At 62.4% G+C, this 19,726-nt stretch carries 18 protein-coding genes; 9 read left to right on the forward strand and 9 right to left on the reverse strand.

Annotated elements, in window-relative coordinates; translation table 11 throughout:
- Positions 1 to 25 precede the first annotated feature (25 nt).
- Positions 26 to 475, reverse strand: coding sequence for a GatB/YqeY domain-containing protein (locus NKG95_RS13310; RefSeq protein ID WP_353021609.1), 450 nt, complete (start codon positions 473 to 475; stop codon positions 26 to 28).
- Between the two features lie 321 nt (positions 476 to 796).
- On the opposite strand from NKG95_RS13310, the gene carA reads away from it, so the two are divergent.
- Both carA and NKG95_RS13320 read left to right on the forward strand, forming a co-directional pair.
- On the forward strand, positions 797 to 2,011 hold the full coding sequence (gene carA, locus NKG95_RS13315; protein ID WP_353041046.1) for a glutamine-hydrolyzing carbamoyl-phosphate synthase small subunit: 1,215 nt from the start codon (positions 797 to 799) through the stop codon (positions 2,009 to 2,011).
- Positions 2,012 to 2,193: 182 nt separating this feature from the next.
- On the forward strand, positions 2,194 to 2,790 hold the full coding sequence (locus NKG95_RS13320) for a helix-turn-helix domain-containing protein (RefSeq protein WP_353041048.1): 597 nt from the start codon (positions 2,194 to 2,196) through the stop codon (positions 2,788 to 2,790).
- Here NKG95_RS13320 and NKG95_RS13325 read toward each other — a convergent pair.
- The 3 genes from NKG95_RS13325 to ypfJ form a co-directional block, all read right to left on the reverse strand.
- On the reverse strand, positions 2,718 to 3,665 hold the full coding sequence (locus NKG95_RS13325) for an alpha/beta fold hydrolase (RefSeq protein WP_352763224.1): 948 nt from the start codon (positions 3,663 to 3,665) through the stop codon (positions 2,718 to 2,720). The genes NKG95_RS13320 and NKG95_RS13325 overlap by 73 nt on opposite strands.
- Before the next feature lie 313 nt (positions 3,666 to 3,978).
- A complete protein-coding gene (locus NKG95_RS13330) occupies positions 3,979 to 5,244 on the reverse strand; it encodes a TCR/Tet family MFS transporter (protein ID WP_353041050.1) in 1,266 nt (421 codons plus the stop codon).
- A gap of 152 nt (positions 5,245 to 5,396) precedes the next feature.
- Positions 5,397 to 6,317 (reverse strand): KPN_02809 family neutral zinc metallopeptidase, encoded by a 921-nt coding sequence (gene ypfJ / locus NKG95_RS13335; RefSeq protein WP_023719351.1) that lies wholly within the window; start codon positions 6,315 to 6,317, stop codon positions 5,397 to 5,399.
- A gap of 206 nt (positions 6,318 to 6,523) precedes the next feature.
- Between ypfJ and NKG95_RS13340 the strand changes: the two genes are divergently transcribed.
- Entirely contained in the window at positions 6,524 to 8,572 is a 2,049-nt protein-coding gene (locus NKG95_RS13340) for a hypothetical protein (RefSeq protein WP_353041052.1), read from the forward strand.
- Positions 8,573 to 8,606: 34 nt separating this feature from the next.
- Here NKG95_RS13340 and mntR read toward each other — a convergent pair whose 3' ends face one another.
- Positions 8,607 to 9,062: a manganese-binding transcriptional regulator MntR gene (mntR, locus tag NKG95_RS13345; protein WP_023678308.1), complete on the reverse strand. Its 456-nt coding sequence runs from the start codon at positions 9,060 to 9,062 to the stop codon at positions 8,607 to 8,609.
- 236 nt (positions 9,063 to 9,298) lie between these two features.
- On the opposite strand from mntR, the gene NKG95_RS13350 reads away from it, so the two are divergent.
- Both NKG95_RS13350 and NKG95_RS13355 read left to right on the forward strand, forming a co-directional pair.
- On the forward strand, positions 9,299 to 10,666 hold the full coding sequence (locus tag NKG95_RS13350; RefSeq protein WP_352483177.1) for an Nramp family divalent metal transporter: 1,368 nt from the start codon (positions 9,299 to 9,301) through the stop codon (positions 10,664 to 10,666).
- 151 nt (positions 10,667 to 10,817) lie between these two features.
- Positions 10,818 to 11,471: a dihydrofolate reductase family protein gene (locus tag NKG95_RS13355; RefSeq protein ID WP_352494935.1), complete on the forward strand. Its 654-nt coding sequence runs from the start codon at positions 10,818 to 10,820 to the stop codon at positions 11,469 to 11,471.
- 55 nt (positions 11,472 to 11,526) lie between these two features.
- Here the strand turns inward: NKG95_RS13355 and NKG95_RS13360 are convergent, their stop codons facing one another.
- A complete protein-coding gene (locus tag NKG95_RS13360) occupies positions 11,527 to 12,435 on the reverse strand; it encodes a LysR family transcriptional regulator (RefSeq protein WP_353041053.1) in 909 nt (302 codons plus the stop codon).
- 53 nt (positions 12,436 to 12,488) lie between these two features.
- On the opposite strand from NKG95_RS13360, the gene NKG95_RS13365 reads away from it, so the two are divergent.
- Positions 12,489 to 13,088, forward strand: coding sequence for a LysE family translocator (locus NKG95_RS13365; RefSeq protein WP_352918408.1), 600 nt, complete (start codon positions 12,489 to 12,491; stop codon positions 13,086 to 13,088).
- 11 nt (positions 13,089 to 13,099) lie between these two features.
- Here the strand turns inward: NKG95_RS13365 and NKG95_RS13370 are convergent, their stop codons facing one another.
- Complete coding sequence (locus NKG95_RS13370) at positions 13,100 to 13,891, reverse strand: SDR family NAD(P)-dependent oxidoreductase (protein ID WP_353041055.1); 792 nt, start codon at positions 13,889 to 13,891, stop codon at positions 13,100 to 13,102.
- A 196-nt stretch (positions 13,892 to 14,087) separates the two neighbouring features.
- Here NKG95_RS13370 and NKG95_RS13375 point away from each other — a divergent pair, with 196 nt between their 5' ends.
- Positions 14,088 to 14,546, forward strand: a complete 459-nt coding sequence (locus NKG95_RS13375) for a MarR family winged helix-turn-helix transcriptional regulator (RefSeq protein WP_352639948.1) — start codon at positions 14,088 to 14,090, stop codon at positions 14,544 to 14,546.
- A gap of 38 nt (positions 14,547 to 14,584) precedes the next feature.
- Here the strand turns inward: NKG95_RS13375 and NKG95_RS13380 are convergent, their stop codons facing one another.
- A complete protein-coding gene (locus NKG95_RS13380) occupies positions 14,585 to 15,763 on the reverse strand; it encodes an MFS transporter (RefSeq protein WP_352791391.1) in 1,179 nt (392 codons plus the stop codon).
- A 182-nt stretch (positions 15,764 to 15,945) separates the two neighbouring features.
- On the opposite strand from NKG95_RS13380, the gene NKG95_RS13385 reads away from it, so the two are divergent.
- Positions 15,946 to 16,302, forward strand: coding sequence for an ArsR/SmtB family transcription factor (locus NKG95_RS13385; protein WP_023719360.1), 357 nt, complete (start codon positions 15,946 to 15,948; stop codon positions 16,300 to 16,302).
- A gap of 88 nt (positions 16,303 to 16,390) precedes the next feature.
- On the forward strand, positions 16,391 to 17,137 hold the full coding sequence (locus NKG95_RS13390) for a metallophosphoesterase family protein (protein WP_352846739.1): 747 nt from the start codon (positions 16,391 to 16,393) through the stop codon (positions 17,135 to 17,137).
- Positions 17,138 to 17,253: 116 nt separating this feature from the next.
- Here NKG95_RS13390 and NKG95_RS13395 read toward each other — a convergent pair whose 3' ends face one another.
- Complete coding sequence (locus tag NKG95_RS13395; protein ID WP_353041057.1) at positions 17,254 to 19,665, reverse strand: DNA/RNA non-specific endonuclease; 2,412 nt, start codon at positions 19,663 to 19,665, stop codon at positions 17,254 to 17,256.
- Positions 19,666 to 19,726: the final 61 nt, after the last annotated feature.

Raw genomic sequence — 19,726 nt, forward strand, 5'->3', positions numbered from 1 at the left:
AGCACCGCTAAGGCGGGAAAAATCCCTACTGAAGCAGGCTCTTGACGATGCCGCTCGCCTTGGAGAAATCCATCTGGCCGGCGTATTTCTCCTTGAGCGCCGCCATCACCTTGCCCATGTCCTTGACGCCGCTAGCACCTGTCTCGGCGATGGCGGAACGGACGGCGCTTTCCGTCTCGGCCTGGCCCAGTTGCGTCGGCAGGAAGTCGCGGATGATGGCCATCTCGTCGCGCTCCTGCGCGGCAAGTTCCGGCCGCTTGCCGTCATCGAACGCTTTGGCCGATTCCTCACGCTGCTTCACCATCTTGGCCAGGATCTGCAGGATCTCATCTTCGCTGGTCGGCTCCTTGCCGGCCCCGCGATTGGCGATGTCGCGATCATGAATGGCCGCCTGGATCAGCCGCAATGTCGGCAACCGGCGCTTGTCCTGCGCCTTCATCGCGCTCTTCAGGGATTCGGCGATTTTGCCTCGCATGGTGCTTCTCCTTCGAATGCGGTGGACAATAGCCGTGCCGAAAGCCCAAGGCAAATTCGACTATGTCCGGCAAATCCCTGATATTGTTCGACGAAATAAATCCAGGCACGTACGGCGCGGCATCATTGACCGCCTTGGCGCCTTCCCCTATGTACTGTGCCTTGCATGAATTGAATTCTAGTGCACGTCGCCCAAAAGTGCGTAGCGGTTTTGGGGCAACGACATGCACAAGTGAAAAAGTTAGCGCGCCGAGGCTGTGAGATTGCCGCTTCGCGCTTTTTGTTGCGCCGATTGAGGGGCGCAGCCTTTAGGAGTGCCGCCATGGCAACGATGACCGCCGCATCGACCCCCCCTTGGGCCACCGACAAGCCGACCGCTCTGCTGGTGCTGGCCGACGGCACCGTCATCGAGGGCCGTGGTCTGGGCGCTTCCGGCTCCGCCGTCGCCGAGGTCTGTTTCAACACTGCGCTGACCGGCTATCAGGAGATCCTCACCGACCCGTCCTATGCCGGCCAGATCGTCACCTTCACCTTCCCGCATATCGGCAATATCGGCACCAATGACGAAGACATCGAGGATCTCAATCCGCTGGCCCGCGCCGGCGCCGTCGGCGCCGTGTTCAAGGCCGATGTCACCAACCCGTCGAATTACCGCGCCGGAACCGGTCTCGACCAGTGGCTGAAGAAGCGCGGCATCGTTGCACTTTCGGGCATCGACACGCGCGCGCTGACCGCGCTGATCCGCGAAAAGGGCATGCCCAATGCCGTTATCGCGCACGCCCCAGACGGTATCTTCGACATCGAAGACCTCAAGCGCCGCGCCGCCGCATGGTCGGGGCTTATCGGGCTTGATCTGGCCAAGGAGGTCACCTCCGGCCAATCCTCGGTCTGGCGCGAGACACCCTGGGCCTGGAACGAGGGCTTTGGCGAACAGGCCGACCCGTCGATGCACGTCGTTGCCATCGATTATGGCGTCAAGCGCAACATATTGCGCCTGCTTGCCGGCCTCGGCGCCAGGGTTACCGTGGTGCCGGCCAAGACCGGAGCCGAGGAGATCCTGGCGATGCGGCCCGATGGCATCTTTCTATCCAACGGCCCCGGCGATCCGGAAGCCACCGGCGACTACGCCGTTCCGGTCATCCAGGATCTGTTGAAGACCGATATCCCGCTGTTCGGCATCTGCCTCGGCCACCAGATGCTGGCGCTGGCGCTGGGCGGCAAGACCGCAAAAATGCATCAGGGCCACCACGGCGCCAATCATCCGGTCAAGGACCACACCACCGGCAAGGTCGAGATCGTCTCGATGAACCACGGCTTTGCCGTCGACGCCGACTCATTGCCGAGCGGCGTCGAGGAAACCCATGTCTCGCTATTCGACGGTTCGAATTGCGGCATCGCGCTCACCGGCAAGCCGGTCTTCTCGGTCCAGCATCATCCCGAAGCCTCGCCCGGCCCGCAGGATTCGCACTATCTGTTCCGCCGTTTCGTCAACCTGATCCGCGAAAAGCGTGGCGAGCCGGCACTGGCCGAGCGCTGACCAAGCGGATGCATCAGCTATAATATTTCGGCGGCGCGTGATCTGGACAACTTGCCGCCGGACGTCCGCGAGCAGGTCTCGGAAGGTCCGATTTCTTACGCAGTCGGCGGTCGCGGAGATACCAAGCGTCTTGTCGGCAGGAAAGGTTACAGACTTCGGATCGGGTCGCTACCGAGTCATATTTGACGAAGACCGCGCCACGATCCTTGCGATCTATGTCGGCACACGCGAAACGACAACCTACCGTCGGCCATAGTAGGACAGAACACCATGAACGCCCCGCAAATTATCAAGACCCCAACCGGCGAGGAACTGGTCGTTATCCCAAGGCGGATTACGAGATCCTTTTGCGTGCCGCCGAAGAAGCTCTGGAAGACGCTGCCGATGCGGCGATCTACGACGAGCGTAAGGCCGATCTCCGAGCGGAAAGGGCACTGCCCGCGGACGTGACCATGGACATCTTGCGGGGCTCCAGCCGGCTCAAGGCGCTGCGCAACTGGTGGCGGCTGACGCAAGCCGATTTGGCGGCCATGATCGGCGTCAGCCAGGGTTTTCTGTCGGACCTGGGGTCCAATCACCGCAAACTATCGGCGCAGAGAGGTGCAATGCTGGTCAAGGCGCTCGACATTCCAAGCGAATGGATTGAGCACCAGGTGATGCTACACTGGTTTGCGGCTTCTTCTCCCTTGGTTTTAGCTGATCCCGGTCATGGCGCGCCGGCGCCGGCCCGCTTCTCGATCAGCTCGGCAACCGCATCAGGATTGTCGGCCAGCACATAGTGGCTCGCATCGGGGATCTCGGCGCGCTCGACATGGCTCATGCCCTTGGCGCGGTAGCCGGCGAGGAAGGTCGGCAGCAGCGCAACAAAGGGGGACTTCTGGCCGAAGGCGATGACGAGCGGAACGGTGCTCGGCGCCGTCTGGGCGGCGTTCCATTCGGCATCGCTGGGGAAGGCGCGGTAGATCTCGAACGCGGCATGCAGTTGAGGCGCTCGATAGATGCGAAAATAGTATTTGCGTTCCTGCCTGGTGAACTTGCCGAAGTCGAGGAACCAGCCAAGCACGGCGGCCTGCCGACCGGGAACCACCTTTTCGGCGAGGCCGCCGGGCGCCTGGATGAAACCGATATGCCACGTGCCCGACATCGCCTTGTCCCAGCCGTCGATGCCGGGCATCGGAACATCGAGGATCATCGCACCGCGCAGCGTGTCGGGAAAGCGCCTGACATAGGCATAGGTGACGATGCCGCCGAGGTCGTGACCCACCACATAGGGTTTTTCCAGATGCAGAGCGTCGGCAAGCCCATGGATCTGCGCCGCAAGATTGGCGGCTTCATAGCCGCCCCTGGCAGGCTCCGAGCGGCCTATGCCGGGCAGGTCGACGGCAACGACGGTGAAGCGTTGCGCCAGTCTCGGCATGACGGCCTGGTATTCGTTCCAATCTTCCGGAAATCCATGCACCAGGATAAGGGCTGGTCCGTGCCCGCCACGCAGGTAGTGCATGCTGCTGCCGTTCACCGCGGCTTTGGCCGAGGTGAACCCGGGCGGCACCTGACCTGCCCGTCCAGCAGGCGCTGCATGAGCCGCCACTACAACGAGCACCGCGCAGACAGCCACAGCCATGAGCGCCGCGCGATGAAGTATCCGGTTCAACATGTTGCTCTCCTCTCGTCTTCGATCCAGGTCCCGCGTTTGTTGCTTCTGACGTAAACTAGGGCGGGAGTTCGAATGGTCAGAGTTACAAAATGCGGCGCGAATGCCTCGAGGCCGGACCGCGCGATTACCGGAGTTGCATTGTTGCCCTCATTCCTATCGCCTTTTTTCAATGAAGCCATTAAAACCGGTCAACCGGTCTGTTTAAGTCGCGCAAAGAGAAGAAGGCTCCCGAAGAACCAGTGTGACGGGCATTTCGTTGGCCGGATCGGTCTCCACAGCCCGTCCTTGGTCAGGGCTATGCGGCCGTCATGGCTCATATCTGTGCTCCGTCTTCAGCAACGCCGGACGTGACGTTTCTGAGCGCCGCCGGCTTGGCTACTTTCGTGACGAAGACGATGAGCGCCAGCGTCAGGAAAATCGCGCCGAGCAGGTAGGGTGCGCCGCCGAAGGTCACGGGCGCGTTCGGCCCCGTGAACCAGGAAAAGATCGCCGTATAAAGCAGCGGCGTGATGATCGAGGTGATCGAGAAGATCGAGGTCATCGCGCCCTGGAGTTCGCCTTGTGCCGAAGGCGGCACCTTGGCGGCGGCAAGGCTCCTGAGCGGCGGATCGGCCAACGCCTCGAGGCAGCCGACGACGATCACTGCATAGATCATCCAGCCTTGCGACGCGAAGGCGTAGCCGAAGGCGCTGAGTGCGGTAAATGCCAGACCGATTACCGCCGTCTTCCACTCACCGAGCTTGGGGATCACGCGCGGCAGGACCGTCGCCATGACGATAGCCCCGCACAGGCCGAAGGCGCCGAGCGAGAAGCCGATCTGTTGTTCGCTCCAGCCATAGCGATAACTGGAGACGAACGACCAGACCGCAGGATACATCATGTGCCCCAGCGTCATCAGAAAGAAGACAAGCCCGATCCAGCCGATGCCTTCGTAGTTGCGCATCTGGACGAGCGTGCCGACCGGGTTCGCGCGTTTCCACTCGAAGCGGCGACGATGCTTGCTATCGAGCGTTTCCGGCAACAGAAACAGCGCGATCAAAAAGTTTACGAAGGCAAGCCCGGCAGCGAAATAGAACGGAACGCGCGGCCCGAACGTGCCGAGCAACCCGCCCAGGACCGGCCCGATGACGAAGCCGACGCCGAAAGCAATGCCGAGCAGCCCGAAATTCTTCGCACGATTTTGGTCGGTCGAGATATCGGCAATGAATGCCGATGTCGTGGAATAGCTGGCGCCGGAAATGCCGGCCAGCACCCGGCCGATGAACAGCATCGGATAGGACCAGGCGATAGCGCAGATCAGATTGTCGATGGAAAACGTCAGCACCGAGGCGAGCAGAATCGGCCGCCGCCCGAACCGGTCGCTCAACCCGCCCATCACAGGTGCGAAAATGAACTGCATCGCCGCATAGGCGAAGAACAGCCAGCCGCCCTCGATAGCCGCCTCACTGATGCCGACGCCGGTCAATTCCCTGAGATAGGCCGGCAGCACCGGCATGATGATGCCGAAGCCGATGATGTCGAGCAGCAGGGTGGTGAAAACAAGCGCAAGGCCCCGCCTGGCGGTTTTGGGGTCTATCATGATGATATCTCCTCGGGCCGCCCGGGGCGAAGGCGAACGCACCTTATAGGCGAACACATCGCTGGGAACAATGAGGGAACGGGCAGGGTGTTTTCATCCTGACATCCCCTGACTGCTATCCAGTCTCTCGGATTCGCGAGAAAACCGTCGGCTCAGATCGGATTGTTGAACGTGTCGCAGTCCGAAAGCTTGCCGTTCTGGAAGCCTCGCGCCAGCCAGGCCTGCCGCTGCTGCGACGTGCCGTGGTTGAAGCTTTCCGGCACGACGTAGCCCTGCATCTTCTTCTGCAGCGTGTCGTCGCCGATCTGCTTTGCGGCGTTCAATGCCTCCGCCATGTCGCCCTGTTCCAAAATGCCCTTCTGGCCGGTGAAATGTGCCCAGATGCCGGCAAAGCAGTCGGCCTGCAGCTCGACCTGCACCGACATGTGGTTGGCGTCGGCCTCGCTCATATTCTGCCGCATCTGGTTGAATTTGGGCAGGATGCCGACGAGGTTCTGCACGTGATGGCCGACCTCATGCGCAATAACATAGGCCTGTGCGAAATCGCCCGAGGCACCGAACTGCTGATCGAGTTGCTGGAAGAAGGTGGTATCGAGATAGACCTTGCGATCGTTGGGACAGTAGAATGGTCCGGCCGCTGACGAGGCCGAACCGCAGGCGGAGCGAATCTGGCCGCTGAACAGGACCAGTTTTGGATCTTGATAGGTCAGGCCCTCGGACTGGAAAATACCAGTCCAGGTATCCTCGGTCTCGGCCAGCACGGTCGACACGAACTGCTTCATCTCGTCGGAGGCCGGCGCACCGGTACCGCCGCCTTGCTCGCCGCTATTGTCGGTGATCTGGCCGCCGCCGCCGGGCTGCAAGCCGCTGTTATCGAGGATCTGACTCGGGTCGAAGCCGAAATACCACCCTGCCAGGAAAATCAATCCTACGATGATAATGCCCGACATGCCGCCGCCGCCGGCGCGACCTCCGATCGGGATGCGAAACTGCCCCGGCCCGCCGCCAAGCCCGCCGCTCTGGCCGCGCTCGTCCTCGACATTGTCACTCTGACGACGGCCCTTCCAGAGCATGGCAACCCCCGTGATGCATGTTTGCAATCAACCCGCCGATGTCCAGGCCGGTTCCAACCCAGCAAACAATTATCCCAATGGTTACGCCAAGTCACAGTATTTTTCGCGCTAACAAGCAATGCCGGCTGACGCGGGTCTGCTCTGGCTTAGACGTCGCAAGGTCTGTAGCATCCACCGTGGCTGTGGAAGCGAGGGGGCGCTTGCGGATGATCGGGCGGGTTCTGTTGCTGTTTGCGGCATTGTCTTGCCTAGGCCCCGCGCCGGCCAGCGCCGTCACTCTCGATTCCAGTGTCGCAATCACCGATCCCGAGACCTTGCAGGCGCTCGAGCGCGGCGGGCTATCGATCAGCCGTCTGCTTGGGCCAGCGCTCGGACTGACACGCGACGTCGACAATCGCGGGCTGTTTTCGGTGCGCGCGCTGAGCCCGGTCCGCAACGCCGTCAAACAGCAGATCGTAGACGAACCAAGGAACAGCCCCGACTCCTATGTAGCCGCTCTGGCAAACTCGAAAGACATCACCCAGAAGTTCAATCCGAACTACATCGACGACGACGGTTCGACGCTGGACCTGACCGGCATCGTCAATCGCATGGATCGCGGCTATCTCGGCCACACCGAATGCGGCGAGATCAGGCTGATCTACCGCTTCCACTATTCGGTCGAGGAGAAGCCTGGGCAACGCATCTCGTCGCGCCTGCCGCTGACCCTGAGCCTGGTCTTCAACGCCATACCGGCTTCGGCACAGACTCGCGCCTCGAAGGACCGTCCGCGCTCGGCTAACGGTTCCTGCGCGGACGTGGCGAAGCGCTGGCTTGTCGCCGGGCAGAAGAATCTGGAGCCGGATCAACTGGCGGTCTGGCTGCGCTCGGAAGAAGGCCCGCTTTCCAGCGCGATGTTGAATTCTTCGCAGATCATGCGGCTCGAGCTCAACATGCAGGTCGTGCGCCTATCGGCTTCGAGCCGGCGCGATTTCGGCGGCCACGCTGAGTATCTGTTGAAGATATTCAAGTGGGACCCGGCCAAAGCCATTTTCCAGGAAGCGAAAATGGAGAACCAGATCGACCGCAAGCTGGTGCTGGCCGACAGGCAAACCTTCGAAAGATGGCTGCTCACCGACCGCAACATCTATGATCTCGACCGTGGCCGCCTGGTGATCGACGAAAAATTCCTCGCGACCACCGCGGTTTCGGTGGCACCCGGCGGTATGAGCCGGTCGCAAAACAATTTGGCTTTTGGGCTGCTCGATGACGATGCTATCGACAAAGCGCTCAAGGTCTATGTCGCCAAGGGCAATACGCTTCGCACCGTCAAATCGGTGGCCGGCTTCAATCTGCGCCTCAACGAGATGACATGCACCGGCTGTCACCAGACGCACGGCATCGCCGGGTTCCATTACACCGGCGCCGACCCGGCCAGCGAACCGCGCCGCAACGCGGTGTTCGTGCCGGGCTCGGCTGTGTTTTTTGCCGACCTGCCGCGCCGCCGCGCCATTGTCGAGTCGTTCGCCGCTGGTAGACGCCCGGATTTCAGCCGCGGCTTTGCCGGCCGTCAGGAGGCAAAATACGCCGAAGCGCTGAAAGGCACCGATCTCTACAATGGATGGGGCTCGACCTGCTATCGCGGCACCGACCCAAGTTTCGTAGACTGGACCTGCGACGAAGGCCTGCGTTGCGCCGGGGTCCACGAGAGCGCCATCCATCCGGGCTTTGGTACCTGCGTCAGCGAGGCCGGCACCGCGGTTGGCGATCCGGTGGAGTTCGGCGAGATCAGGATGTCGAAATGGGGCAACGACCAATATTGCCGTCTGTCACCGGCAACCGCGAAGGCCTGCGCCATCGACCCGGCCAGGGATAGAAAACCGCCGATAAAGCTCGCCGGCTATGGCGCGGCGCGCCAGCGTTACGATAATCCCGAGCAGAAGACTGGCGGCTTTCCCGGCGGCATGCTGCGCAAGGCGACCTGCGAAAAGCTGCCCGACGAGGCAAGCTGCGGCCGCCTCGCCAAGACCGGCTTCAACGACTGCATAGGCTCCGGCAAGGACCACGAATTCTGCACCAGGGAATTCACCAAGACCGCTGGCCTGCGTGCTTGCGACAAGGCCCATCCCTGCCGCGAGGACTATATCTGCACCGCCGGTTTTGACGATCTGCCGGAAGCAAAGCCCGGCAAGGGCACTTGCATCCCACCCTATTTCATCTTCCAGTTTCGCGTCGATGGTCACCCGCGCAACTGGGTGCAGGATACGAACGAGTGAGCAGGTCAGTCGCACTGCATATCGCTTCGATCAATCAGCGGGCGGCGATTATTGCCTTGCGAAAGGCTTCGAGCGTCTCGGCGCTGACATGGTGCTCGATGCCTTCGGCGTCGATGCGCGCCGTCTCGGCGCTGACGCCGAGCGAGCGCAGGAAAGCCTCGACCGTCTGGTGGCGAATGCGGCTCTCTTCCGCAACCTTCCGCCCGGCATCGGTCAGGAACACGCCGCGATAGGGTTTCCGGGAGACCAGCCCGTCTGCGCACAGCCGCGTCAGCATTTTCGCCACCGTCGGCTGGGCGACGCCGAGCCGTGCCGCGATGTCGACCTGGCGCGCCTCGTTGCCGTCCTCGATCAGGTCGGCGATGAGCTCGACATAATCCTCGACCAGCGCGCTGCGGCGCGCTTCACGCGTCTGCCGGAACCCTTCCGAGTGGATTTCTGCGTCAGGCAGCGGCTTTTCGCGAGGAACCGGTCTTTTCTTCAGCGCCAATACGCGCTCCTCCCGGCAGTTTGAATCGGCATTGCAGTCATAACACGGAACCCTATTGGTTCTGGCCGTTTATTTCCATTCGGTGGCCGGCGCAACCGGCGTTCACTGCCGTTCCGGTCGCACCGTCAAGTGGGCACACGAAAAAGCATGAACAATGAAATATAGCATATTGCATAATGTTCAGCCGTGGCATAGATAAGGAGACAACATCGATCGTTCCAGTGGAAAGCCATTTCATGTCGGAAGCCGAAGCCACCTCAGCCCCCCGATCCATGTGGCGATTTGCCCGCCCGGAAGACGACGAGCAGCCCAGCCTTCGCGAAGTCAACGCAACGATCGCGGTGCCGCACTCGGGGATCTGGCTTCGCCGGCTGTTCGCCTTCGTGGGGCCGGGCTACATGGTTTCGGTCGGCTACATGGATCCGGGCAATTGGGCGACCGACCTCGCCGGCGGTGCCCAGTTCGGTTACACGCTGCTATTCATTATCATGTTGTCGAACCTGATGGCGATCCTGCTGCAGGCGCTCGCCGCCCGGCTCGGCATCGCCACCGGCCGTGACCTTGCGCAGGCGTGCCGCGCCTATTACCCGCGGCCGGTCAATTTCATGCTGTGGGTCGCTTGCGAACTGGCCATCATAGCGTGCGACCTGGCCGAGGTCATTGGCACGGCGATCGCCTTGCAACTGCTGTTCGGGATTCCGCTGATCGGCGGCGCCATCATCACCGCGCTCGATGCCTTCCTGCTGTTGTTGCTGATGAACAAGGGCTTCCGTTTCCTCGAGGCCTTCATCATAGCGCTTTTGATTATCATCTTCGGCTGCTTCGCCATTCAGATCTTTGCCGCCGCGCCGCCGGTCGGCTCCATCCTGCACGCCATGTTCGTGCCGTCGTCCGAGATCGTCACCAATCCGGCGATGCTTTACATTGCCATCGGCATCATCGGCGCCACGGTGATGCCGCACAATCTCTATTTGCACTCCTCGATCGTGCAGACCCGCGCCTACGAGCGCACCGATCGCGGCAAGCGCGACGCCATCAAATGGGCGACGACCGACTCGACCATCGCGCTGATACTGGCGCTGTTCGTCAATGCTTCCATCCTGATCGTGTCGGCGGTGGCGTTCCACGGCACCGGTCATCATGACGTCGCCGAGATCGGCCAGGCCTTCGAGCTTCTGTCGCCGCTACTCGGCCTCGGCATTGCTTCCATTCTGTTTGCCGTGGCGCTGCTTGCCTCCGGCCTGAACTCGACGGTGACGGCGACGCTGGCCGGCCAGATCGTGATGGAAGGCTTCTTGCGGCTGCGCATCCCGCAATGGGCGCGCCGCCTGCTGACGCGCGGCATCGCCATCATCCCGGTGGTGGTCGTCACCGCCCTCTATGGCGAGAAGGGCACCGGCCAGTTGCTGGTCTTCAGCCAGGTGATCCTGTCGATGCAGCTTCCCTTCGCGGTCGTCCCGCTGGTGCAGTTCGTCTCGGACAAGCGCAAAATGGGCAATTTCGCCATTTCCCGCGCCGTCGCCGTGCTGGCCTGGGTGGTTGCCGCCCTCATCCTGGTGCTCAACTTCAAGCTGCTCTACGATACGGTCGTCGGTCTGGGCTGAGCGTCTGCTCCAAACTGACGCAACTAAGGTCGGCAGTCATCCGCCCTTCCAGCCCTGGAAATTTGCCGGCCGCTGTCGGACAAATGTCCGTTCGCCCGTCCTTGGCTCGAAGTCCGGCCATGACGGCACGGATCAGGGAAAGGGAGCTCCAATGAGGAAGATCATCGCCGCAACATTCGTCAGCCTCGACGGCGTCATGCAAGCGCCCGGCGGCCCGCACGAGGACCCGGTCGGCGGCTTCAAGTTCGGCGGCTGGACGTTCCACTACTGGGACGATGTGATGGGCGCCGCCATGGGCGAGACGTTTTCAAAACCGTTCGCGCTGCTTCTCGGCCGCAAAACCTACGACATCTTCGCCGCCCACTGGCCTTATCAGAAGAATGACCCGATCGCCGACAGCTTCAACGCCGTCACCAAATATGTGGCGACGCACAGGCCAGATACGCTGTCCTGGCAAAACAGCCAGCCGCTCGGCAGCGACGTCGTGGCGACATTGCGCCGGATGAAGCAGGAGGACGGCCCGGACCTGCTCATTCAGGGATCGAGCGAGCTGATCCAGACCTTGCTCGCCAATGACCTGATCGACGAGATCAGCCTGCTGATTTTCCCGCTGGTGCTGGGCAAGGGCAAAAAACTGTTCGGCAGCGGCACAATACCTGCCGCCTTCAAGCTGACCCGCTCGCAGGCATCGACCACCGGTGTCATCATGGCGAGCTATGAACGCTCCGGCGAGATCAAGACCGGGTCCTTTGCCACGGAGCAGCCGTCCGAAGCCGAGATCGAGCGGCGCAAGAACTGGAAATAGAGGCTGCCGAGGCGATCAAGGACGGCTGAACACTGGCCGTCCTTTTTGCTGTTTTCTAAGCCGCCTCCCGTCGCCGTGCCAACCCATCGCGGAGGTGGCCCGCGAACGCCAGTGCAGCCGGCGCAAGGCCGTGCTTCGGCAAATGCAGATTGATCGAAAAATTCGGCAGCGACGGCAGTTCCGGATCGTTGGCCAAAATATCGAGGTCGGCAGGCACGGTCGACGCCAACCAGGTGGTGACGGCCAAGTCCGAACGCACCGTCGCCGTCGTCGCGTCGATGCTGCCGTTTTCGAATACGGTGCGCCATTCCAGGCCGTGCTCGTTAAGCGCCTCCAGCACCACCGGGCGGAACGCGCAGGTCTCGGCCACCATCGAAACCGGCAAGGGGCGCTTGCTGCGAGCCCCGCCGCCTTTGGCGCCGACCCAAACCAGCCGGTCGACAACAAGGCATTCGCCGGCCGACCGACCGATCGGCTCCTCGATCACCGCGAGCTCTATCGTGCCGGCCGCCAAGGCCGCAGCCAACTCCGGCGACGAAGCACAGATCAGCGAAATCTCGACCTGCGGATACGCCTCGGCATAGGCCTTGAGCACCGGCGCAAGCAAGGTGCCGACAAGGTCATACGGCACGCCAAGCCGCACCTGACCGGCAACCGCATCGCCCGCTATCTCCGCCAGGATCTCGTCATTGAGGGAAAGCAGGCGCTTGCCCTTGCCGAATAATCGCTCGCCGGATCGGGTCAACCGCAATCCACGCCGGTCGCGCTCGAACAGGCTGCAGCCGAGAACCTCTTCCAAACGCTTGATCTGCTGGCTGACGGCACCTTGCGTCAAATGCAGCGCGTTGGCCGCCGCCGTCATGCTTGCCTTGTCGGCAACGGTGACGAAGGTTCGAACCAGAGCAGTATCGAGGTTGCGGAGCATCTGGCCATTATATTTGCTAATGCACGTCATAGCAAACATTGCATTTACTGATGAGCCAAACAGCCTACCGTGCAGGCTTCAAAGGAAGCAGCATGTTTGAAACCGTCCTTCCCCTCGTCCTGTTTGCACTGGTCTCAACCTCAACACCCGGCATGGCCACGACTTTGTCGACGGCGTCCGGCGCGCAATTCGGCTTTCGCCGCTCTATACCGCTGATGGCCGGAAGTGCGGCCGGCCTGGCCACGGTGGCTGCGGCAGGTGCTGCCGGGCTCGCCGGTCTGCTGGCCGCCGCCCCTTCTTTGCAACTGGCAATGAAAATAGCCGGCACCCTCTATCTGGTATGGCTTGCCCTCAAGATCGGCCGCAGCGGCCCGCCCAATCTGGACGTGACCATGGCAAAGCCGAACAGCTTTTTGGGCGGCGCCGGCCTGCAATGGATGAACCCAAAGGGCTGGGCCATGGGGCTGGGAGCGGCGGCATCTTTTGCCGCGCTCGCCAGCGGGCCACTGCAGCTCGCCTTGCTGCTCGGCACGGTCTTCGGCCTTGCCGCGGCGCTATCGCTGGCGGCGTGGTGCGTGGCGGGCACGCTGCTCGCCCGGTTGCTGCGAACCGAGCGGCAGTGGCGCATCCTCAACGCCGTGCTTGGCTTGCTGCTGGCCGCCTCGATCATTCCGATGTGGCGGACAGCGTAAGACCAGTTATTTCAGGCAGCGTAGCGTGCCGCCGGCTTGCCGGCCAGCAGGCTACCGAAGAAGCCTTGTCGGACGCCAAGAAAGGCATCCACCCCGGCAACGTCGGCAAGACCCGGTGCCGTGAACGCTTCACCCTTGGCCAGGCCGGCAAGCGCGGCATCGACCAGATCGTCCGCAGTCATGACAATCTCTTGGGGCACATTGGCAATATCGCTTCCGGCGACTTCCCAGAACTCGGTCCGCGTAGCCCCCGGCAGCACGACCTGTACGGCTACACTGCTGTCGGCGACTTCCCGCTGCAGGGCCTCGGTGAAGTTGACGACATAGGCCTTGGTGCCGCTATAGATGCCGCCGAACGAGGTGTCGAAGGCCAGCACCGAGGCGATGTTGACGATGGCGCCGCGGTTGCGCGCCAATAGTCCCGGCAGCACCGCGCGCGTCAGCCGGGTCAGCGCCACCACATTGACCTTGATCATGCGCTCGGCGACATCGGCGTCGGCCGTTGCCATCACCTGCGCGCCGCCAAGGCCGGCATTGTTGACCAGCAGCGTCACGCTGTCGTCGGTTGATATCGCCTGTTCGACCCGTCGCAGATCGGCGTCGTCGGCCAGGTCGGCGCTGATGACGCTGACCTTGATGCCATACGCGTAGCGGAGCCTCTCCGCCAATTCCTCCAGCCGGTCGGCGCGCCGCGCCACCAGCACCAGATCATACCCTTGGCCGGCGAGCCGGTCGGCATAGATCGCGCCGATGCCCGACGAGGCACCGGTGACGACCGCCGTGCCTTTGTTCTGTTCGCTCATTGTCTTGTTCCTTCTGGTTCGATTCCAAATGCCGGTGCCGCGGGGCAACACCCTTGCTTCGACCGGCAGGCTAATTAAAGGCATATGCCACTATCCGTACGTAGGCATATGCCACCATCTTGTCAATCCGCGGAGCGAGGACTATTTCTGGTTCGCATCGAGGGTCCCTTCCGGTCCCCTCATCGGAAATCCGCCAATGTCCCGAACCACCCTGCCCGGCCTGGTGTTTTGCAACAACGCCATGCTGCGCCGCGCGACGCGGAAACTCGGCCAGTTCTATGACGATGTGCTCGCACCCTCGGGCATTAAGGCCACGCAGCAGGGCCTGCTCTATCAAATCCACGTCGGCAATGAACCGACGATGGGTGCGATTGCCGCGGCCCTCGTCATGGATCTGTCGGCCCTCGGTCATACGCTGAAGCCGCTGATCCGGGACGGTTATGTCGAGGCCTTCGCCGACCCTGCCGACCGCCGCATCAGGCGCGTCAGGCTGACGCCGCAGGGCCGGACCAAGCTCGAAGAAGCCCTGAAGCTGTGGCAAGTCGCCCAGCAGCGCTTCGAGGAGATGTTTGGAAAAGAGCAGGCGGCAAGCCTGCGAGTGGCACTGGACGAAATCGCCGCGCTGGATTTTGACGCACCGCCGGCCGCGACTTGAATTGTCGGCGGCCGGCAGCCAAGCTTTGCTAACAAGCCTTATTCGGCCGGCATCGCCACCGGTCGCGCCGCCAGGTAGCCCGCCAGCACCACGCCCAAACCAATGATCGGGAATGCCGCCGCGACCACGCCGAGGTCGGCCGGTGCGCCATAGCGCAGCACCGCGGCGCCGACCACGGCACCCAGTGCGACGCCGAGATAGAGTGCCGAAGCGTTCAGCGACAGCACGATGGGCGCGGCATCGGGCGCCAGCTTGATGATGCGGCTGGCTTGCGCCGGCGGGAATGCCCAGCCGACGATGCCCCACGGCACCATCATGGCCATCAGTGCCGGCCCGGCGATCTCGCGCGGCAGGAATGTCGGGATCAGCGAAAACGTGACCAGCATGGCGGCACTCAGCGCCAGTGACCAGCAGACGGTGCGCGTCGCGCCGAAACGGTCGGCGGCCTGCCCACCGCCGATATTGCCGATGACCGCGCCAACGCCGAAGGCGAGCAGCATTCCGGGTAGCGCGATCGGGCTCAGGCCGCCGCCTTCGATGGCGAGCGGCGCGACAAAGGCAAAGACAGTGAAGGCGCCGATCAGTGCCAGGATCGTCGTCACCAGGATGGGCATGACGCCGGGGCGAAGTGCCGCTGCCAATCGCATCCGGAGCGGCAGCCTGGTGCCGACGATGCCGCGCGGCAGCCGGTACCACAGGATCGCGCCGGCGAGCGCGCCAAGGCCGGCAATGGCAAAGAAGGTGCCGCGCCAGCCGGCAACCGTCGCAACAAGCGCGCCAAGCGGCGCGCCGACCGCCACCGCAACCGTGGTGCCGCCGACGACCACGGCAATGGCGCGGGCGCGGTGATGATCGTCGACAAGCGCAACGGCCGTTCCCTGCGCGGTCGCCGCGAACAGGCCTGACGACAGCGCCATGACGATGCGCGCGATCAACAGCAATTCGAAGGAGGAACTCAGCGCCGCGGCGACGTTGCCCAACACGAAGAACACCAGCGTCCACAGGATGACGCGGCGCCGGTCCCATTCGCCAGTCAGCGTTGCCAGGATCGGCGTGCCGATCGCATAGGCGAGCGCAAACGCCGTGATCAGCGTGCCGGCGAGCGGAACGGAGATGGCGGCATCCTTTGCAATGTCGGGCAAAAGGCTGGAGATGACGAAACCTTCGGTCGAAATCGTGAATGATCCGAGCGCAAGCCAGATGAGGCGCTTATCCATGGCAATTTCCTTAGTTCAAAGGTTATTGAACAATTGGACATAACAGGGCATGATGTCAATGAGCTTGTGCAGACTAATCGAACCCTACTGACAGCCCTGTGTCAGGACAGGCCCGAATACCACCAGAACCGCGAAGGATCAGATGCGTTGAAATCGGCCCCGAATGTGCTTAATTCCTGGTCATGACCTTGCCCCATCCCACCGCCGACCAGATCAGCCTGCCGAACGTGCTTGCCGTGCTCGGCGACCCGACGCGACTGGCCATCGTGCGCTATCTCGCGAGCAAGGAGGGCGTGCCGCTGAATTGCAGCCGGTTCCTCGACCTCTGCTCGAAGACCAATCTGAGCTACCATTTGGCCAAGCTGCGTGAGGCCGGCGTTACCCGCACCGAGGCGGTTGGCACCAGCCGGCTGATCACGCTGCGCCGTGACGATCTCGACCGCCGCTTCCCGGGTCTGCTCGACAGCGTCATTGCCGCGGCCGGCGACGACGCATCGTTGCCGGCGGTCGGCGGCCACGAGATCGAGGTCCGCGCCTGAACGACCCGAAGCTGCATTCCGCTCTCGCCCGCTTCGCGAGGTGAGGAAGATAATTGCCCTCCAGCCATTCCAATTAACGGAGCCTGCCATGCGCATTGCCGTCCTCGCCGACATCCACGGCAATGTCCTGGCGCTCGACGCCGTGCTTGATGATCTGCGGCGACGCGGCGGCGCCGACCTCATTGTCAATCTCGGCGATTGCGTTTCCGGCCCGCTCTGGCCGCGCGAGACCATGGAGCGGCTCGAGGCGCTCGACCTGCCGACGGTGCGCGGCAACCACGACCGCCGCGTTGCCTACGACACCGCCGACGAGACCATGTGGCCTTCCGACCGCTACGCGCATGAACGGCTGGCGGCAGCCCAGCGCGAGGCGCTGTTCGCGCTGCCCGTCACGCTGGAGGTGGCGCCTGGCGTGCTCGCCTTCCATGCCCGGCCCGACCACGATGAAAAATACCTGGCTGACGCGATAGTCGACGGCCGGCTGGTACGCGCCCCACTGGCCGCCATCGAACGGCGACTCGGCGCGATCGATCCCGCCTGCCGCATCATGCTTTGCGGTCACAGCCACCGCAGCGAGCTGGTCCGCATTCCCGGCGGTCCGGTCATTTTCAATCCAGGCAGCATCGGCTGCCCGGCCTATCACGACGACACGCCGCCGGCGCATGTCTCCCAACAAGGCTCGCCGCACGCCCGCTATGGCATCGTCGACCTGCATCCCGATCGCTTCGAGGCCATCGCCGTCGATTACGACCATGAGGCGGCAGCGCGTCAGGCCGAGCAGGCGGGACGGCCGGAATGGGCTCACGCGCTACGCACCGGCTTCATGCCGGGTTGACCGCGTTCATACCGGGCCGAACGAGGAACAGGCTGAGCTTGCCCATGCCAGGCTGGACGGATGACCGCCTTCGAGCGGCAGGCAAGCAGCCTCAGAAGCCGCGACCGGTCCAATCTTCACTTGTCGGACGCGGATCGCTTCGATCGCCTGGCAGGACGTCCGGTGCTGGCCGCCGAAATCTTGGTCACTGAAGTCTTGGGCGATGAAGCCTTTGGCCGTGAGGTCTTGGGCGCCAGTTGCGTTGGGTTGAAAGTCTGTGCGGGGGCCGATTCGGATCCGGCCCGAATGTCGGCGTCGCGCACCTGCTGGCCAAAGTTCAGGCCAGTCAGTTCTTCAATCTCGGCCACCGTCGAAAGGAACTCCGATACCCTGGCAATTTCAAGCGGGTCGTCGAATGCCTCGGCACGCCCACCGAACGCCTCGGGCATCACTTCCAAAACCGGCTTTTGATCCGCCAGCAGCGCGATGGCGCGCAGGTCAGCTTGATCGGACCACAGCGCGATCTTCCAGAACTTCAGCGGAACATGGCTGTTGAAGCGGTAGGGAGGATCGTCCTCGCGGAACACTGGCCCGGCAAACACCGTGACACGGCCTCGCGTCGTATAGGCGTTGCGCAGCACATAGGTTTCCACCGCGCGCCATCTCAGTTTCCCCTTGGAGCCGGGATGGTCAAGCGAGCTTCCCTGATTGAAGAAGCCGACTTGCGGCGCAGCATTGGGATAGAAGAACGTGTCCCGCTCTGCCGCGACGGCCTCCTGATCCACCCCCCATGCAGGGTCGCCGCGAAGCGTAATATGGCCCTTCTGGAACATTCGAGCTATTCGTTCCTTGGATTTTGGGACGGGAAATCCAGGCACATTCTGGCTCGAATAGAATTCCTGGGTCATCTGCTCGCCAGGGTCGATGCGACGGTCGGGCCGGAAAGCGTCGCTGGCTTCCGAACCGGAAATCGACTCCACTCCCAACTCGACAAGCGACGGGTTGTCGATGACGGTCTTGTCGTCACGATTGACCGCCTTGGTGCGGGATCCATCGATATTGCAGGCGGTGACGAAGGCAAGCCTGCGATCGGCGTTCATCAAGATCGAAAAATGATGATAGCGCAATTCGTGTGGATCCTCGCCAGGTTTGGCAAGAAGGTTCTTGGCCAACCGGTAGGGTGAATTGGCAACCGTCGGCATTGGCAGGACAAAGCCTGGTATGAAGCCGGGTTCATACCCTCCACGATCGTCGAAATCCTCCGTTTTCCAACCCGCGGCCTCGGCGATGGCCACCTTCGCGGGTTCGCTTGCCGGGCCTTTGCCGTCGTTTCGTCTTGCATCGCCTCCGTCGCGGTCGATCAAGGGCGCCCGGACATTTATCTCGACGGGAAAAGTCCAGGTGACCGAGCCATCGGCGTTGTGTCTCGTCGCCGGTGGATTGTCATCGGGTTCCGGCCGCTGCACCGGCTTGTCCGGCACATCTTCGCGAATGTCGGCGTTCAGCCGAACTGTTTCGTCCATCATGCGCGGCGTGCCGGCCCAAATCGCCAGAGCTTGCGAAACCGCCGATGCCGAGGAGCCCGGCAGCCTGGACTTTCTAGCGCCGAGATCGTCAACGATGGCGCTGATCCGTATGCCTTCGTTGATCTCGCGCGCAAGCGCATAGCCACCTATGCCCGTCACCTCGTGGAACGGGCCGGCCCAATGGTGCAGGGCAATAGGCTCCCATTCGTTGTTGAAAACCGGTGAACCGGAGGAACCCTGTTCGGTATCGGCAACATAGTGCAGCACTTGAACCGTTTCGTCGCGGGCCACCAGCCGGTTTTCACGCAGCACCAGTTCCTTGAAGCGGCCATCGGGGTGCTGAACGATGTTGGCGATTTCGCCAAGCATATGCTTGTCGCGCGCGTCCGACAGCGAGATAAAACCGAACTCCCCCAGTTCCTTTGGGCCGGAACGCCGCTCACCGACCCCGATCAGCGTATAGTCCAGACCCTCTATGCTATCGGTCACGAAACAGGATTCAGGATCGAACAGGAACGTCGTCGGCGTACGCACGGCATTCGCACCGTCCTGCTCATAATCGAACTGGACCTGGAAGCGCCGGGAATCCGCCGGCGACGAAATCACATGGTTGTTTGTGAGGAACAGCCTTGGCCCGACCAGGAAACCCGATCCTTGTGGATTGCCGTTGAGAAAGGCAACGCGGCCGACCGCATCGGCAGCACGACGCCCACGCTCCAGGAATGCGATCCCGATGAAGTCGAGCGTTGGGCCGAGAATTGCCTCCGGTCCTGGCTGTTTGGCGGCGGCCTTTCTCTCCCCGGCAGACCTCATGTCTATTGCAGCCGATATCATCTCCGCTTCGGTGCGGCTGAGCGACGCCTTTACCTGCAACCTGTCGAGCCGCCTGGAGAGGGTCTGTTCGGCGGCCAGCGGATTGCCGTTAGCGATGTGACCAAGTGAAGCCTCAATCTCGGCGCGCGTTTTCTTGACACGCTGGCGAACTATGTTTTCCACCTGTGCAAATATTTCAAGGTCGACCATATTGCCCTCCTCAACCTTACTTGAGAGAGTGCATATTTACATGAAATGTGCAATATTTTGC

The sequence above is a fragment of the Mesorhizobium sp. M1423 genome (assembly GCF_040317575.1).
GTDB lineage: Bacteria > Pseudomonadota > Alphaproteobacteria > Rhizobiales > Rhizobiaceae > Mesorhizobium.

What these genes read in the sequence shown, in the direction of transcription:
- carA (WP_353041046.1), top strand. Translation starts at nt 797, where the DNA reads ATGGCAACGATGACCGCCGCATCGACCCCCCCTTGGGCCACCGACAAG.
- NKG95_RS13365 (WP_352918408.1), top strand. Translation starts at nt 12,489, where the DNA reads ATGTTTGAAACCGTCCTTCCCCTCGTCCTGTTTGCACTGGTCTCAACC.
- NKG95_RS13360 (WP_353041053.1), bottom strand. Translation starts at nt 12,435, where the DNA reads ATGTTTGCTATGACGTGCATTAGCAAATATAATGGCCAGATGCTCCGC.
- NKG95_RS13350 (WP_352483177.1), top strand. Translation starts at nt 9,299, where the DNA reads ATGTCGGAAGCCGAAGCCACCTCAGCCCCCCGATCCATGTGGCGATTT.
- NKG95_RS13375 (WP_352639948.1), top strand. Translation starts at nt 14,088, where the DNA reads ATGTCCCGAACCACCCTGCCCGGCCTGGTGTTTTGCAACAACGCCATG.
- NKG95_RS13355 (WP_352494935.1), top strand. Translation starts at nt 10,818, where the DNA reads ATGAGGAAGATCATCGCCGCAACATTCGTCAGCCTCGACGGCGTCATG.
- NKG95_RS13310 (WP_353021609.1), bottom strand. Translation starts at nt 475, where the DNA reads ATGCGAGGCAAAATCGCCGAATCCCTGAAGAGCGCGATGAAGGCGCAG.
- NKG95_RS13395 (WP_353041057.1), bottom strand. Translation starts at nt 19,665, where the DNA reads ATGGTCGACCTTGAAATATTTGCACAGGTGGAAAACATAGTTCGCCAG.
- NKG95_RS13385 (WP_023719360.1), top strand. Translation starts at nt 15,946, where the DNA reads ATGACCTTGCCCCATCCCACCGCCGACCAGATCAGCCTGCCGAACGTG.
- NKG95_RS13330 (WP_353041050.1), bottom strand. Translation starts at nt 5,244, where the DNA reads ATGATAGACCCCAAAACCGCCAGGCGGGGCCTTGCGCTTGTTTTCACC.
- NKG95_RS13370 (WP_353041055.1), bottom strand. Translation starts at nt 13,891, where the DNA reads ATGAGCGAACAGAACAAAGGCACGGCGGTCGTCACCGGTGCCTCGTCG.
- NKG95_RS13325 (WP_352763224.1), bottom strand. Translation starts at nt 3,665, where the DNA reads ATGTTGAACCGGATACTTCATCGCGCGGCGCTCATGGCTGTGGCTGTC.
- NKG95_RS13380 (WP_352791391.1), bottom strand. Translation starts at nt 15,763, where the DNA reads ATGGATAAGCGCCTCATCTGGCTTGCGCTCGGATCATTCACGATTTCG.
- ypfJ (WP_023719351.1), bottom strand. Translation starts at nt 6,317, where the DNA reads ATGCTCTGGAAGGGCCGTCGTCAGAGTGACAATGTCGAGGACGAGCGC.
- NKG95_RS13340 (WP_353041052.1), top strand. Translation starts at nt 6,524, where the DNA reads ATGATCGGGCGGGTTCTGTTGCTGTTTGCGGCATTGTCTTGCCTAGGC.
- NKG95_RS13390 (WP_352846739.1), top strand. Translation starts at nt 16,391, where the DNA reads ATGCGCATTGCCGTCCTCGCCGACATCCACGGCAATGTCCTGGCGCTC.